General features: G+C 74.7%; 11 protein-coding genes. All 11 read left to right on the forward strand.

Annotated features, from left to right (window positions below; genetic code table 11):
• Positions 1–167 precede the first annotated feature (167 nt).
• The gene (locus ACQPY0_RS20920; RefSeq protein ID WP_432995315.1) at positions 168–1367 is read left to right on the forward strand and encodes a Gfo/Idh/MocA family protein; all 1200 of its coding nucleotides are present in this window, start codon (positions 168–170) and stop codon (positions 1365–1367) included.
• Positions 1360–2772 carry a glucuronate isomerase gene (gene uxaC, locus ACQPY0_RS20925; protein WP_432991335.1) on the forward strand — a complete coding sequence of 471 codons (1413 nt, stop codon included), beginning with the start codon at positions 1360–1362 and terminating at the stop codon, positions 2770–2772. The genes ACQPY0_RS20920 and uxaC overlap by 8 nt, the downstream gene beginning before the upstream one ends.
• Positions 2769–4055 (forward strand): enolase C-terminal domain-like protein, encoded by a 1287-nt coding sequence (locus ACQPY0_RS20930; RefSeq protein ID WP_432991337.1) that lies wholly within the window; start codon positions 2769–2771, stop codon positions 4053–4055. Before uxaC ends, ACQPY0_RS20930 begins: the two co-directional genes overlap by 4 nt.
• Positions 4043–5356, forward strand: coding sequence for a mannitol dehydrogenase family protein (locus ACQPY0_RS20935; RefSeq protein ID WP_432991339.1), 1314 nt, complete (start codon positions 4043–4045; stop codon positions 5354–5356). The genes ACQPY0_RS20930 and ACQPY0_RS20935 overlap by 13 nt, the downstream gene beginning before the upstream one ends.
• Positions 5353–6357, forward strand: coding sequence for a Gfo/Idh/MocA family protein (locus ACQPY0_RS20940; protein ID WP_432991341.1), 1005 nt, complete (start codon positions 5353–5355; stop codon positions 6355–6357). The genes ACQPY0_RS20935 and ACQPY0_RS20940 overlap by 4 nt, the downstream gene beginning before the upstream one ends.
• Positions 6354–6695: a cupin domain-containing protein gene (locus ACQPY0_RS20945; RefSeq protein ID WP_432991343.1), complete on the forward strand. Its 342-nt coding sequence runs from the start codon at positions 6354–6356 to the stop codon at positions 6693–6695. The genes ACQPY0_RS20940 and ACQPY0_RS20945 overlap by 4 nt, the downstream gene beginning before the upstream one ends.
• A complete protein-coding gene (locus tag ACQPY0_RS20950; RefSeq protein WP_432991345.1) occupies positions 6692–7900 on the forward strand; it encodes a GAF domain-containing sensor histidine kinase in 1209 nt (402 codons plus the stop codon). The genes ACQPY0_RS20945 and ACQPY0_RS20950 overlap by 4 nt, the downstream gene beginning before the upstream one ends.
• A 76-nt stretch (positions 7901–7976) precedes the next feature.
• On the forward strand, positions 7977–10628 hold the full coding sequence (locus ACQPY0_RS20955; protein WP_432991347.1) for an RNA repair domain-containing protein: 2652 nt from the start codon (positions 7977–7979) through the stop codon (positions 10626–10628).
• Positions 10629–10694: 66 nt separating this feature from the next.
• Positions 10695–11264 (forward strand): PadR family transcriptional regulator, encoded by a 570-nt coding sequence (locus ACQPY0_RS20960; protein WP_432991349.1) that lies wholly within the window; start codon positions 10695–10697, stop codon positions 11262–11264.
• On the forward strand, positions 11251–11970 hold the full coding sequence (locus ACQPY0_RS20965) for an ABC transporter ATP-binding protein (protein ID WP_432991351.1): 720 nt from the start codon (positions 11251–11253) through the stop codon (positions 11968–11970). The genes ACQPY0_RS20960 and ACQPY0_RS20965 overlap by 14 nt, the downstream gene beginning before the upstream one ends.
• Positions 11967–14615, forward strand: a complete 2649-nt coding sequence (locus tag ACQPY0_RS20970) for an FtsX-like permease family protein (RefSeq protein ID WP_432991353.1) — start codon at positions 11967–11969, stop codon at positions 14613–14615. Before ACQPY0_RS20965 ends, ACQPY0_RS20970 begins: the two co-directional genes overlap by 4 nt.
• Positions 14616–14686 lie beyond the last annotated feature (71 nt).

Genomic DNA, 14686 nt, shown 5'->3' on the forward strand with positions numbered 1-14686 from the left:
TGCAAACGGTTGCGAATCTGTCAACGCCCATTGATCTGTTCGCGCGGCGGTATTGACCGGACCAGCGGCTCTTGCGCATAGTTTTCTGCAAACCTTTGCAGCCCTTCGCCGTAGGGGGTTCCTTGAAAACGCGCTATGCGATCGTCGGCACCGGGTCGCGCGCGGCCATGTTCGTCCGGGCGCTCACCGCCGAGCACCGTGACACCTGCGAGCTCGTCGCGCTGGCCGACCCGAACCCGGTCCGCATCGCCGTGCACAACGCCCGGCTCCCCACGCCGGTCCCCGCCTATCCCGCGTCCGAGTTCGCCACGATGCTCGAACGCGAACGGGTCGACGTGGTGATCGTGTGCACCGTGGACCGCTACCACGACGAGTACATCGTCGCGGCGCTGGAGGCCGGGTGCGACGTGCTCACCGAGAAGCCGATGACCATCGACGCGCAGCGCTGCGCGCGGATCCTCGACGCCGTGCGCCGCACCGGCCGCCGGGTGCGGGTCACGTTCAACTACCGCTACAACCCGCTGCACGAGGCGGTGAAGCGCATCCTCGCCTCCGGCGAGATCGGCGCGGTCGGGTCGGTGCACTTCGAGTGGCTGCTCGACGTGCGCCACGGCGCCGACTACTTCCGCCGCTGGCACCGCGACAAGGCCGACTCCGGCGGCCTGCTGGTCCACAAGGCCGGGCACCACTTCGACCTGGTCAACTGGTGGCTGGCCGACGACCCGGAGTCCGTCTACGCCGACGGAAGGCTCTTCTTCTACGGCACCGCCGGCGCTGGCTGTGGGGCCGGGAAGTTCGCCATCGACATGGACGAGTCCGACCTCACCGCCCTCTACGGCGACGCCGCCGTGCGGGCCGACGGCTACCGCCGCGACCAGGACGTCTTCGCGCCCGGCGTGACCATCGAGGACGATCTCGCCGTGATGGTGCGTTACGCGCGCGGGGCCACCCTGACGTATCACCTGACGGCCTATGCGCCCTGGGAGGGGTACCGCATCGCCTTCAACGGCAGCCGCGGGCGGCTGGAGCTCGACGTCACCGAGACCGACCACGTCTCGGCCGAGGCCGCCGACTCCCTCAAGGGCCACCGCGAGCCGGGCACCGCCGGCCTGCGCCTGCGGCCGTTCTTCGGCTCGCCCGTCCAGGTGCCCGTCGAGGGATACCGCCGGGAGGGCCACGGCGGCGCCGACGTGCGCATGCTCGCCCAGCTGCTCGACCCGGACGCGCCCGCCGACCCGCTCGGCCGATCCGCCGACGCGGCCGCCGGCGCCCGCGCGCTGCTCGTCGGGCTCGCCGCCAACGAGTCCATCACCACCGGTCGGCCCGTCCGCACCGCAGAGCTCGAGGCTGGTATCGCACATGCATGAAGACCAGTTGCTGCCCGCCGAGCCGGGGATCCGCGCCATCGCGCGTGAGCTCTACCGGCACGCCAAGGACCTGCCGCTGATCAGCCCGCACGGCCACGTCGACCCGGCGATCCTCGCCGACGACCGGCCGTTTCCGGACCCGGCCCGGCTCATCGTGGTGCCGGACCACTACGTCACGCGGATGCTGGCCAGCCAGGGCATTGCCCCCGCCGCCCTCGGCGTGCCGTCGCTGGACGGCACCCCCGTGCAGACCGACGGGCGCACCATCTGGCGGCTGCTGGCCGCCAACTGGCACCTCTTGCGCGGCACCCCGTCGCGGCTGTGGACCGAGCGCGTGTTCGGCGAGGTCTTCGGGGTCGAAGGGCCGCTGAACACCGGGACCGCCGACGACGTGTACGACGCCATTGCCGAGCGCCTGGCCGACCCCGCGTTCCGGCCCCGCGCGCTGTTCGAGCGCTTCAACCTGGAGGTGCTGGCCACCACCGAGTCGCCGCTGGCCGACCTCGGCGCGCACGCCAAGCTCGCCGCCGAGGGCTGGGGCGGGCCGGGCGGGCGGGTCATCACCACGTTCCGCCCCGACGACCTCGTCGACCTCGACTGGCCCGGCTGGACCGACCGCGTCGCGCAGCTCGGCGCCGGCACCTACGCCGAGTTCCTCGACCGGCTGCGCGAACGCCGCCAGGCCTTCATCGCCGCGGGCGCCACCTCCAGCGACCACGGCCACCCCAGCGCCGCCACGCTGGCCCTGCCCCGCGACGAGGCCGCCGCCCTGTTCGACCGGGCCCTGCGCGGGCACGCCGAGGACGGCGACGCCGAGCGGTTCCGGGCCCACATGCTGGTCGAGTTCGCCCGCATGTCGGTCGAGGACGGCCTGGTCATGCAGCTGCACCCGGGCGCGGTGCGCAACCACAACGCGGCCCTCTTCGCCCGGCACGGCCGCGACGTGGGCGGCGACATCCCCGGCCCGACGGAGTACGTGCGCGCGCTCAAGCCGCTGCTGGACGAGCTCGGCACCGACCCGCGGTTCCGCATCGTGCTGTACACCCTCGACGAGACCGCCTTCACCCGCGAGCTGGCCCCGCTGGCCGGCGGCTACCCGGCCGTGTTCCTCGGCGCGCCCTGGTGGTTCCTGGACAGCCCCGAGGGCCTGCGCCGCTTCCGCGAGGCCGTCACCGAGACGGCCGGCTTCTACAATACCGCCGGCTTCGTCGACGACACCCGCGCCTTCTGCTCGATCCCGGTCCGCCACGACGTGGCCCGCCGCGTCGACGCGGGCTTCCTCGCCCGGCTCGTCGCCGAGCACCGCCTGCCGCTGGACGAGGCCGCCGAGACCATCGCCGACCTCGCCTACCACCTGCCCAAGCGCGTCTACCAGCGCACCGTCCACACAGGAGCATCCTCGTGACCGAGATCACCGGCCTGGCCGTGCACGACGTGCGGTTCCCGACCGCGGCCGCCGGCGACGGCTCCGACGCCATCAACCGCGGCGACTACTCGGCCACCTACGTCGTCGTCTCGACCGCCGCGGGGGAGCAGGGCTTCGGCCTGACGTTCACCAACGGCCGCGGCAACGAGATCACCTGCGCCGCCGTCGAGGCCCTGCGGCATCACGTCGTCGGGCACACGGTGCAGGAGCTGTGCACCGCCGAGGGTGCCCGCACCCTCACCGCCGACGTGCAGGTGCGCTGGCTCGGCCCGGAGAAGGGCGTCGTGGCGATGGCGGCCGGGGCGATCCTCAACGCCGTGTGGGACCTGCGGGCCCGCCTGACCGAGGCGCCGATGTGGCGGCTGCTGGCCGAGCTGCCGACCGCGGACCTCGTCGCCGCGATCGACTTCCGGCACATCCGCGACGCGCTGACGCCCGGGGAGGCCGCGGCGATCCTCGACGCGGGGCTTGCGGGCTACGGCGAGCGGCTCGCCCACGTGAGCGAGCACGGCTTCCCGGCGTACACCACCTCCGTCGGCTGGCTGGGCTACGACGACGAGAAGGTCCGCTCGCTCACCCGGGCGGCCGTCAAGGACGGCTGGACCGCGGTGAAGATGAAGGTCGGCGGCCCGATCGACGACGACGTGCGCCGGGCCGGGATCATTCGCGCCGAGATCGGCCCCGGCGCACTGCTCATGATGGACGCCAACCAGGTCTGGGACGTCGGCGAGGCGATCGCCAACATGGAGCGGCTGGTCGCCTTCGAGCCGTACTGGATCGAGGAGCCCACCCACGCCGACGACGTGCTCGGCCACGCCGCGATCCAGCGCGCGCTCGGCGAGCGCTGCCGGGTCGCCACCGGTGAGGTCGCCGCCAACCGGGTCATCTTCAAGCAGCTGCTGCAGGCCGGCGCGATCGGCATCATGCAGGTCGACGCGTGCCGGGTCGCCGGGGTCGGCGAGGTGCTCGCCGAACTGCTGCTGGCGGCGAAGTTCGGCGTGATCGTGTGCCCGCACGCGGGCGGGGTCGGGCTGTGCGAGTACGTGCAGCACCTGTCCGTCTTCGACTACCTGCGGGTCAGCCGGTCGATGGAGGGGCGGATGGTGGAGTACGTCGAGCACCTGCACGAGCACTTCACCGACCCGGTCCGGGTGACCGGCGGCCGCTACCGGCTGCCCGAGCGCCCCGGCTACAGCGTCGAGATACGCCCCGAGTCCGTGGCGCAGTACAGCTTCCCGGCGGGGCCGGTATGGAACGCCTGAGCCGCGCCACCGTCGCCGGCCCGGTCACGCCCGCCGGCATCGGCACCGGCATCGTGCACCTCGGGCTGGGCGCGTTCCACCGCGCCCACCAGGCCGTGTTCACCGAGGACGCCATCACGAAGGGCGGCGGGGACTGGGGCATCGCCGCGGTCGCGCCCCGCTCCCGGGCCGTGCTCGACCCGCTGCTGGAACAGGACCTGCTGTACAGCGTGCTGACCCTGGACGGCGAGCGGGTCGCCCCGCGGGTGCTCGGGGTGCACACCCGGGCCCTGCACGCCGCCAGCGAGCCGGAGGCAGTCGAGCGCCTGCTGGCCGACCCCGCGGTGCGGGTCGTGACGCTGACCGTCACCGAGAAGGCGTACCGCCCCGACGCCCCGATCATGCGGCTGCTGCTTTCCGGTCTGCGCGCCCGGGCCGCCACGCAGGCGCCGATCGCCCTGGTCAGCTGCGACAACCTGCCCTCCAACGGGCATCGGCTGCGGGAACTGGTCACGGCCGGGCTGGGTGACGCGAGTTTCATCGCATTCCCGAGCACGATGGTGGACCGCATCGTCCCGGCGAGTACCGGCGCCACCTATGCCACCGCGAAGAACATCCTCGGCCTGGAGGACCGGGCCGCGGTCGCCGCGGAGCCGTTCAGCCAGTGGGTCATCGAGGACGACTTCCCCGGCGGCCGGCCCGCGTGGGACCTCGCGGGGGCCATCCTGACCGACGACGTGGCCCCGTGGGAGGGGCTGAAGCTGCGGGTGCTCCTCGGCGCGCACTCGGCGCTGGCCTACCTCGGTGCGCTCGCCGGTGCGCCCACGATCGACCGGGCCCTGGCGCTGCCGGGGATGCGGGCCGCCATGGAACGCTTCATCGCGACGGACATCGCGCCGACGCTGTGCCCGCCGGACGGGGTGACGGTGCAGCAGTACGGCCAGAGCGCGCTCGAGCGCTTCGCCAACCCCGCCCTGCGCCACCGCACCCTGCAGGTGGCGATGGACGGCTCGCAGAAGCTCCCGCAGCGGCTGCTGGCCACCATCGCCGACCGGCGCGCGGCGGGGAGCGTCCCGGTGTACGCCACCCTCGTCCTCGCCGCCTGGATGCGCTTCGTGCGCGGCTCGGCCGACGACGGCGCCCGGCTGCCGCTGGACGACCCGCTCGCCGAGCGGCTGCGGTCCACGCCGGACCTGCTGGCGCTCGACTCGGTCTTCCCGCCCGGCTTCGCCGACGACGAGCAGTTGCGCGCGCAGCTCAAGTCGTGGTCCGGTGAGCTGGACCGGCACGGTGTGGCCGGCACCCTGGAGGCCCTGCGGTGAGCCCGACCTCAGTCGCGCTGATCGGCGCCGCCGGTCACGGTGCGTGGCATCTGCGCGCCATCGACGCGCTCGGCGAGCGGGTCCGGCTCGTCGCGACCTGCGACGTACAGCCCGGCTTCGACTACACCGACCACCGGGTGATGCTCGCCGAGCGCAAGCCCGAGGTGGTCGTGGTCTGCACCCCGCCGCACACGCACCTGCCGATCGCCCTCGACGTGCTCGACGCGGGCGCCGACCTGCTGCTGGAGAAGCCGCCGGTGCTGTCACTGGCGGACCATCGCCGCCTCGCCGAGGCGGCCCGGGGCCGCGTCCTGCAGGTCGGCTTCCAGGCGCTGGGCTCGCCGACGCTGCCGCTGCTGGCCGAGCGGGTCGGCGAGGTCGTCTCGGCCTCCGTCGCCGGGGCGTGGTGGCGGCCGGACAGCTACTGGGCGCGCTCCTCGTGGTCGGGGCGGCGCGGGCGGGACGGCGCCCTGGTGAACCCGTTCGCGCACGCGCTCATGCAGGCCCTCGCCATCACCGGGATCCGCCCGCCGTGGACGATCGGCCTGGACCGGTACCGCACCCGGGCGAGCGTCGAGGTGGAGGACACGGCGACCCTGCGCCTGAGCGTCCCCGACGGCCGGTCGGTGTTCGTGGCCGTGACGCTGTGCTCGGGCGACTTCGTGCCCGGCGACATCACGGTCGCCGGGCGGGACGGGACGGCCGAGGTCGGCTACACCCAGGACCGCCTCGGCGGACAGGTCGTCCCGGGCCGGATCGGGCTGCTGTCCAACCTGCTCGACCACCGCGACCACGACGCCCCGCTGCTGGTGCCGCTGGAGCGCACCGAGCCCTTCACCGCGCTGGCCGAGGCGATCCTCGCCGGGGACCCGCCGGCGCTGCTCGACCCCGCCCGGCTGGTCCGGCGGGAGGACGGCGTCGAGATCCCCGGCGCCGCCGCCCTGGTGCGCCGCGCCGCCGCCGAGCGCGCCCACTTCCACGAGATCGGAGCCTTCCAGTGAGGAAACTTTCACTCGCCGACCTGCCCGACGGCGGCACGCCCGCGACCCTGGCCGCGATCGGGAAGGGCTGGGGGCCGGTGCGGCGGGGCGGGATCAGCCGCTACGACGCGCCCGGGCACCGCACCCACGCCGAGTCGGACCACCACGTCCACGACGTGCCGGAGATCTTCACGATCGTGCAGGGCGCGGGGGTGCTGGAGCTCGACGGGACCGCCGGGACCCGCTTCCGCGCCGGGGACGTCCTCATCATCGAGCCCGGCGAGAACCACCACCTGATCAGCGACGGCGACGTGCCCCTCGTCTTCACCTGGATGCACCTCTCCCCGGTTGAGGCGTGATCGACACCACGGTCTCCGGCAGAGAGGTACGCTGGGTTGCGGAGCCAGGATCACGGGACGCTAGGCGGCTGGTGATGGGGGCGGATGGAGACCTCGCCCAGGTCGTTGAGCAACAGGCCGCGCTGCGACGCGTCGCCACGCTGGTCGCGCGCGGTGTGCCGCCGACCGTAGTCTTTGACGCGGTCGCCGAGGAACTGGATCGGCTCATCGGCGCCGACGGTGCGGTGGTCGACCGCTATGAGGCAGATGGCACGATCACCGTGCTCGCGAGCAGTGGCTCGGGGCTCCCGGTCGGCACACGCGGATCGCTGGAGGGGAGCCCCGTTTCGGCTCAGGTGTGGCGCACCGGCCGTTCCGTCCGGGTCAACAGCTACGCGGGCGGTTCCGGCCCGCTCGCCGCGCAGATTCGCGAGTTGGGGATCCGCTCGGCGGTGGGCGCCCCGATCGCCGTCGAGGGACGCCTCTGGGGGTTGACGGTGGCCTTCACGAGGCAGGAAGAGCCGATGGCCGCCGAGGCCGAAGCGCGCATCGCGGACTTCACCGACCTGGTCGGCACCGCGATCGCCAACGCCCAGGCCCGAGCCGACCTGGTCGCCTCCCGGGCCCGTGTAGTGATCGCGGCCGATCAGGCCCGCCGACGCATCGAACGAGACCTGCACGACGGCATCCAGCAGCGGCTGGTCTCGCTCGCCATGGCCGCGCGCATGGTCGAGGCGGACCTGCCGGCCGGCGCGTCCGAGCTGCGGGCGCGGCTGTCCGCGCTCACCGATGGGCTGACCGGCGCGCTGGACGAGCTGCGGGAGATCTCCAGCGGCATCCACCCGGCGATCCTGTCCGACGGAGGCCTGGGACCGGCACTCAAATCCCTCGCCCGCCGTTCCGCCGTCGCGGTGGAACTCGACGTGTGCTCTGACCGGCTGCCCGAACCGGTCGAGGTGGCCGGCTACTACGTCGTAGCCGAAGCGCTGGCCAACGCCGCCAAGTACGCACACGCCACCGTCGTGCACGTCGACACCGCGGTCAGCGACGGCCGACTGCACATGACGGTGCGCGACAACGGCATCGGCGGCGCCGACCCAGCAAGCGGATCCGGCCTCACCGGGCTGACCGACCGGGTCGAAGCACTGGGCGGGACCATCACGCTGGACAGCCCGGCCGGTCACGGCACCTCCCTGCAAGTCGAGCTTCCCCTCGCCGTTCACTGACCGCCAGCAATCGCAGCCGGCCCGGAACCGGGAAATCGGTCGCCCGTGGTGGCGCGCGGCGCCTAGGCTCGCCGGCATGTTGCGGCCCGTGCAGGACGTGGTGTCGCGGATCCGATACGACGCCACCCTCGACGCGGCGCGCTTCCTCGTCGGGTACACCGAGCGCGGGGCCGGGATCCGCGAGACGCCGCTGCCCGCGTTCGTCAGCGGCGGCGACGTACCCTGGCACCGGGTGCAGTACGTCAAGGCCGGCTCGGTCACCGTGTGGGATCGGCGCAGCCGCGTCGACCTGGTGTTCGGGCCCGGCGCGGCCGACCTGGCCCGGCTCACGGCCGAGGCGGCTACGCCCAGTCTGGCTCGATTGGGCTCCGCGGATATCGACCCAGACCGGGCGACGCCCAGGCTGGCTCGATTGGGCTCCGCGGATATCGACCCAGACCGGGCGTCCCGCGAGCGGCGGCCGGCCGGGCGCAGCGTGGCGGCCTTCGACGGCTCGGCGTGCCTGCGCTTCGACGCCGGCGCGGGGCAGTGGGTGCCGGCGGGACAGGCGGGGCCCGTGCACGCCGACGCGGTGCAGGTGGCCACGTTCAACGTGCTCTCGGACGCGTACGACCGCGAGCTGACCTATCCCGAGCTGCGCGTGCCCGCCTGCGTGGACCTGCTGGAGGGGCTCGGCGCCGACGTCGTCGCGCTGCACGAGGTCACGCACGAGCTCTGGGCGGCACTGCTCGCGGCGGCGTGGGTGCGGGAGCGCTACTGCGTCTCCGCCGCCCCCGACGCGGAGATCGGCTACGGCACGACGCTGCTGAGCCGGTGGCCGCTGGCGCTGGAGGTGCACCGGCTCTCGGCGTACAAGCGGCTGGTCCTCGGCCACGCCGTGCTCAACGGCCGGCAGGTCGGCTTCGTCGCCGCGCACCTGACCAGCGACCACACCGAGGGTGCCGAACAGCGGCGCGAGCATCAGCTGCGGGTCATCGCCGAGCGGCTCGGGCGCGGCGACCTCGACGCCGCCGTGGTGCTCACCGACCTCAACGCCGGCGACGACGCGGCGCCCACGGTGCCCGGCTACGTCGACGCCTGGCGCGCGGTCCACCCGCACGACGCCGGTTTCACGTTCGACCCCGCGGTGAACCCGCTGGCCGCCGTCGCCTCCCGCACCGGCCGCGCCGCGCGGCTGGACCGCATCCTCGTGCGCGGGCCGCTCACGCCGGTGGTCGCCGAGCGCTTCGGCGACCGGCCGTTCGCCCCCGGTCCGCGCTTCGTCTCCGACCACTTCGGCGTGACCGCGCTGCTGCAGCCGGCACCGGTGACGGTCGACTCGGCACCGGTGCACACGTCGGCGCTGGTGATCCGCCCGCCGGAGCGGGTGTGGGGCGCCGTGCAGGCCGTGCGGTCGGTCCACGACCCGTCCTACGCCCGCTGGATGCCCCACATCAACCTCGTCTACGGCTTCGTGCCGGAGGCCGACTTCGAGGAGGCCGCCCGGGTGGCGGCGGCCGCGATCCAGCCCACGCCGCCGATTCGGGTCCGGCTGGCCAACGTGCGCCGGTTCGAGCACCGGGGGAGCACGACCGTGTGGCTGGAGCCGCAGACCACGCCGCCGGACGCGCTGCACCGGTTGCAGGCCGCGCTGGGTGCGGGCTTTCCCGGGTGTACCGAACAGAGCTCCCGCGGCTCCGGCGGCTTCACGCCCCATCTGACCATCGCCAAGCTGACCGGCCCGCGCGTCGAGGAGCGCTTCGCGCAGATCCAGCGCGCGTGGCGGCCGGTCGAGTTCACGGTGACCGCGGTCGACCTGATCAGCCGCCGCGGCGCCGAACCGTTCGCGGTCCGCCGCACGGTGCCGTTCGCGACGGGCCACGACGCGGCGCGGCAGCTGGTGGAGGAGGCGTGCGCCGCGGTGCGGCCGGGCTCACGCGTCCACGTCGTCGGCTCGGTCCGCCTCGGTGTCGCGACCGCGACGACGGACCTGGACCTGGTGTGGGCCTCGCCGCTGCCCGCGGCCGGCGATGCCCTGGCGGAGCTGGCCGCGATCCTGCCCGGGGCGCGGGTGGCCGGGACCGTCGTGCCCGTCGTGCGGGCGAGCGTCGCCGGGATCGACGTCGACGTGCAGCACGTCGCGGTCGGCGATGTTCACGGGCTCGATCCGGCGGATCCCGCGCTGGACGAGGCGGGGCGGCGGGCGGTGCTCGCCGTGCGGGACGCCGACGCGCTGCTTTCGGGGCTGGACACGACGGCGTTTCGCGGCCTGCTGACGCGGGTCCGGCGGTGGGCGCGGGAGCGGGAGCTCGACGGGGCGGCCTGGGGGCTGGTCGGCGGGTTCAGCTGGGCCGTGCTCGTGGCCGAGGCGATGCGGCACAACGTCACGGACCTCGACGGCTTCCGGCGGCACTGCGCCGGACATCCACGGCGGCCGCGATCGGGCGAACGGCACGCGTACTGGCCCGTGTACTCCCCGACGCCGCCCGGCGTCAACACCACCCGGACCATGACCCGCTCGACCGCGGCGGTCGTCACCGCCGCCTTGGAAGGCAACGCGTTGCCCGAACCGCGGCGGCACGAGCGGCTGGTCACCCTACCGGACGACGACGGCCTCGACGGCCGCGTGCTGGGGATCATCCTGGCCCTGGAGGCCGCCGGCGCCGCTGTGCGTCCTTACCCCCGCCGCCGGGCACTCGGCATCGACGGCGGCGACCCCGCCGCGGTGGAAGCCGCACTCGAAGGTTAGGCCCCCGCGGCAATCCACGGCCCGGCGGCTTTACAGATGCATACCGGGTATGCATACTCCGTATGCATGTCGATCAGACACGGGCTGCTCGCGCTGCTGCGGCGTGGGCCGATGCACGGTTACCAGCTGCGCAGCAGTTTTGAGGAGTCGACCGGGGGGACCTGGCCGCTCAACATCGGGCAGGTCTACACGACCCTCGCCCGGCTCGAGCGGGACGAACTCGTGCGGGCACTTCCCGAGGCGGAGGGGCAGCGGCCGTACGAGATCACCGCCGCCGGGCGGGCCGAGGTCGCCGCCTGGTTCGCCACGCCCGTCGAGCGGGCGGACCGGCCCCGCGACGAGCTGGCCGTCAAGCTGGCGCTGGCCATCACCACGCCCGGGGTCGACGTGGCCGCCGTGGTGCAGGCGCAGCGGACCGCGAGCATGCGGGCGATGCAGGAGTACACGCGGATGAAGCGCTCGGCCGAGGCGCCCGGGGATCTGCCCTGGCGGCTGGTGCTCGACGCGATGGTGTTTCAGGCCGAGGCCGAGCTGCGGTGGCTCGATCACTGCGAGAGCAGTCTGCGGCGCTATGAGCACAAGCAGACCGGGGGCGCCGCGACGGTACAGCTGGAGGTCGTCGATGAGCGTGCTTGAGCTCTTCGACGTGCATCGCACGCACGGGCACGGGGAGACCGCCGTCCGGGCACTGCGCGGGGTCTCGCTCGCCGTCGCCGAGGGCGAGCTGGTCGCCGTCATGGGGCCGTCCGGGTCGGGGAAGTCGACGCTGCTCAATCTCGCCGGGGGGCTCGACCGGCCGAGCGACGGCGGTGTCGCGATCGAGGGGCGGCGGCTCGACGGGATGCGGCGGCGGGAGCTGGCGGCGGTGCGCCGGCGGTCGGTCGGGTACGTGTTCCAGGACCTCAACCTGCTGCCCGCACTGACCGCGGCGGAGAACGTCGCCATGCCGCTGGAGCTGGACGGGGTCTCGGCCCGGGCCGCCCGGCGCACGGCACTGGCCGCGCTCGCCGACGTCGAGCTCGCCGACTGCGCGCGCCGGTTCCCGGACGAGCTCTCCGGCGGGCAGCAGCAGCGGGTGGCCATCGCGCGGGCGCTCGTCGGCCGGCGGCGGCTGATCCTCGCCGACGAGCCCACCGGAGCGCTGGACTCGCTGACCGGTGAGGCGGTGCTGCGGCTCATGCGGTCCAAGGTGGACGGTGGCGCCGCCGGGGTGCTCGTCACGCACGAGGCGCGCCACGCCGCGTGGGCCGATCGGGTCGTGTTCCTGCGCGACGGGCGGATCGTGGACGCGTCCGGGCCGCTCGCGCAGCCCGAGCAGCTGCTCGACGGGGCCGCGTCGTGATCGCGCTGCGGATCGCGCGGCGGGAGGCGGCGCGGGCCAAGGGGCGCACCGCGCTCATCGTCGGGCTCATCGCGCTGCCCGTGCTGGCGCTCACGTTCGTCGCCGTCGCGCTCGACATGTTCGCCCTCACGACCGCCGAGCAGGCCGACCGCGACCTGGGGCGCTTCGACGCCACCGTCGAGTGGGCGTTGGACGGGCCGGTGCGGCAGGACCGGTCCGGCCAGACCTACGAGCCCGTCGGGGATTTCCGCCCGGTGTACGGGGTCGTCCCGGACGCCGAGGTCGAGCGGACGCTGCGGGCCGCGCTGCCGCCCGGCAGTACCCTGGTGCGCGCCGAGGAGTACCACCGGGTCGCGGTGAACACGCCGGGCGGGCGTTCGACGCTGCCTGCCTATCCGCTCGACCTCGGCGACACGCGCTTCGCCGGCCGCATGGAGCTGCTGCGCGGGCGTGCGCCGGCCACCGACGGCGAGGCGGCGCTCGACGCGGCCGCCATGGACCGGCTCGGCACCCGGCTCGGGGGCACGTTCACGCTGCCGGACCTGCGGCGCACCTACACCGTCGTCGGCGAGTTCGAGCGGCCCGAGAACCTTACGGGCTCGATCGTGCTGCGCCCGGGCGCGCTGCCGCCGTCCAACCCGACCTGGTACGTCGCCGCGCCCGCCCCGCTCGACTGGCCCCAGGTCCAGGCGCTCAACCGGCGGGGGATCGTCGCCCACTCGCGGGCGGTGATGCTCGGCGGCGACCGCGCGGGCATGTACGCCGGCCCGCCGGTACCGTCCCGCCGCTCGTTCGACCTGACCCTGCTGGTGCTCGGCATGGCGGTGCTGGAGGTCGTGCTCCTGGCCGGCCCGGCCTTCGCCGTCGGCGCCCGCCGTCGGCGCCGCGAGCTGGCGCTTGTCGCCGCGAGCGGCGGCACCCCGGGCCACCTGCGCCGGATCGTGCTCGCCGACGGCCTCGTGCTCGGCGCGGCTGCGGCCGTGGCCGGGATCGCGCTCGGCACGGCCGCGGCGCTCGCGTCCCGGCCGGTGCTCGCCGAGCTCGTGCTGCACGCCCGCCCCGGCGCGGTCCGGGTGCCCCCGGGCGAGCTGCTCGCCGTCGCGGGCCTGGCGATACTGACCGGGGTCGCCGCCGCGCTCGCGCCCGCCGTCTCCGCCGGGCGGGCCGACGTGCTCGCCGGGCTGACCGGCCGCCGGCCCCGGACCCGCGCGGGGCGGCGCCTGGCCGCGGTGGGGCTCGCCGGGGTGGCCGCCGGGGCCGTGATCGCGGCGGCGGGCATCGGCGGCTCCTCGGCCCGGGCGGTGCTCGCCGGGCTGCTCGTCGCCGAGCTCGGGCTGGTCCTGTCCACGCCCGCGGTGCTCGGCGCGCTGGCCCGGCTCGGCGGTGGGCTGCCGCCGGCGCCGCGGATCGCGCTGCGCGACGCGGCCCGCAACCGGGCCTCCGCCTCGCCCGCCGTCTCCGCGGTCATGGCCGCGGTCATCGGCTCGACCGCCCTCGCGACGTACATGGCCAGCTCCGACGCGCGCATGGCGGCGATGTACACCACGACGCTGCCGTACGGATACGCCACCGTCGTGCAGGACCAGCCCCCGGCCGGCCGCCCGGCGCCGCTGTCCGGCGAACGGCTCCGCGGCGCCATCGAGCCCTTGCCGGTCAGCGGCGTCACCGAGATCCGCGCGGTCGCCTGCACCGACCCGGCCCAGAAATCCTGCGACCTGCAGCCGGTCCGGCCACCGGTGAACTGGTGCCCGTACATGCCCGGCGGTCTGAGCCCGCAGCAGCAGCGCGCCGCGGCCGCCGACCCGCGCTGCCACGAGATGGAACAGGCCGTACTCGGCAACACTACCGTGCTGCACATCGTCGACGACGGCGCCGCCCTCGGCCCGATCGGCGGGCTCAGCGGGGCCGACCTGGACCGGGCGCGGGAGGTGCTGCGGGCCGGCGGCGTGGTGGTCGGCGATCCGCTGCGGGTGCACGACGGGCAGGCCCGGCTCGTCACGCCCGGCCACGGCGAGCCGATCGTCGTGCCCGGGTACTATGCGCCGACCGCCCGGTCGCTGGAGTTCTACGCGATCTCCCCGCAGGCGGTCCGGCAGGCCGGCCTCGGCAGCGTCGTCATCGGCCTCGTCGCCGCCACCACCCGGATGCCGACGACGGCCGAGACGGACGCGTTCGAGCAGCGCCTCGCCGGGCTCGGCCACGGGTACGGCGGCGAGGTCATCCGCCCCCGGATCCGCGATCGGCTGCTCGTCGAGCTGCTGCTCTCCCTGGCCGCCGCGGTCGTCGCCCTCGGCGCGGCCGGCATCGCCACCGGACTGTCCGCGGTCGACGGCCGCGCCGACCTGGCCACCCTCGGCGCGGTCGGCGCCTCCCCGGGGCTGCGGCGCCGGCTCGCGCTGAGCCGCGCCGGGCTGGTCGCCGGCCTCGGCTCCCTGCTCGGCGCGGCCGGCGGCATCGGCGCGGGCGCGGCGGTGCTGGCGGCCATGAACCGCCGCAGCGTGCTGACCTGGCCTTCGCAGGCGGCGGCACCGCTGACGCTGCCGTGGACGGCCCTGGGCGTGGCGCTCGTGGCGGTGCCGCTGGTCGCGATGGCCGCGGGCTGGCTGCTCACCCGATCCCGTCTTCCGGTGGAGCGGCGAGGGTGATGCTACCCCCACCGGGTGACACCAAAAGTCACCCTCGGCGCGTCGGAGTTAATCCGATCGGGCCGGAGTTT

Origin of the sequence: Dactylosporangium sp. CA-233914, assembly GCF_050942935.1 — a bacterium.
Lineage (GTDB): Bacteria > Actinomycetota > Actinomycetes > Mycobacteriales > Micromonosporaceae > Dactylosporangium.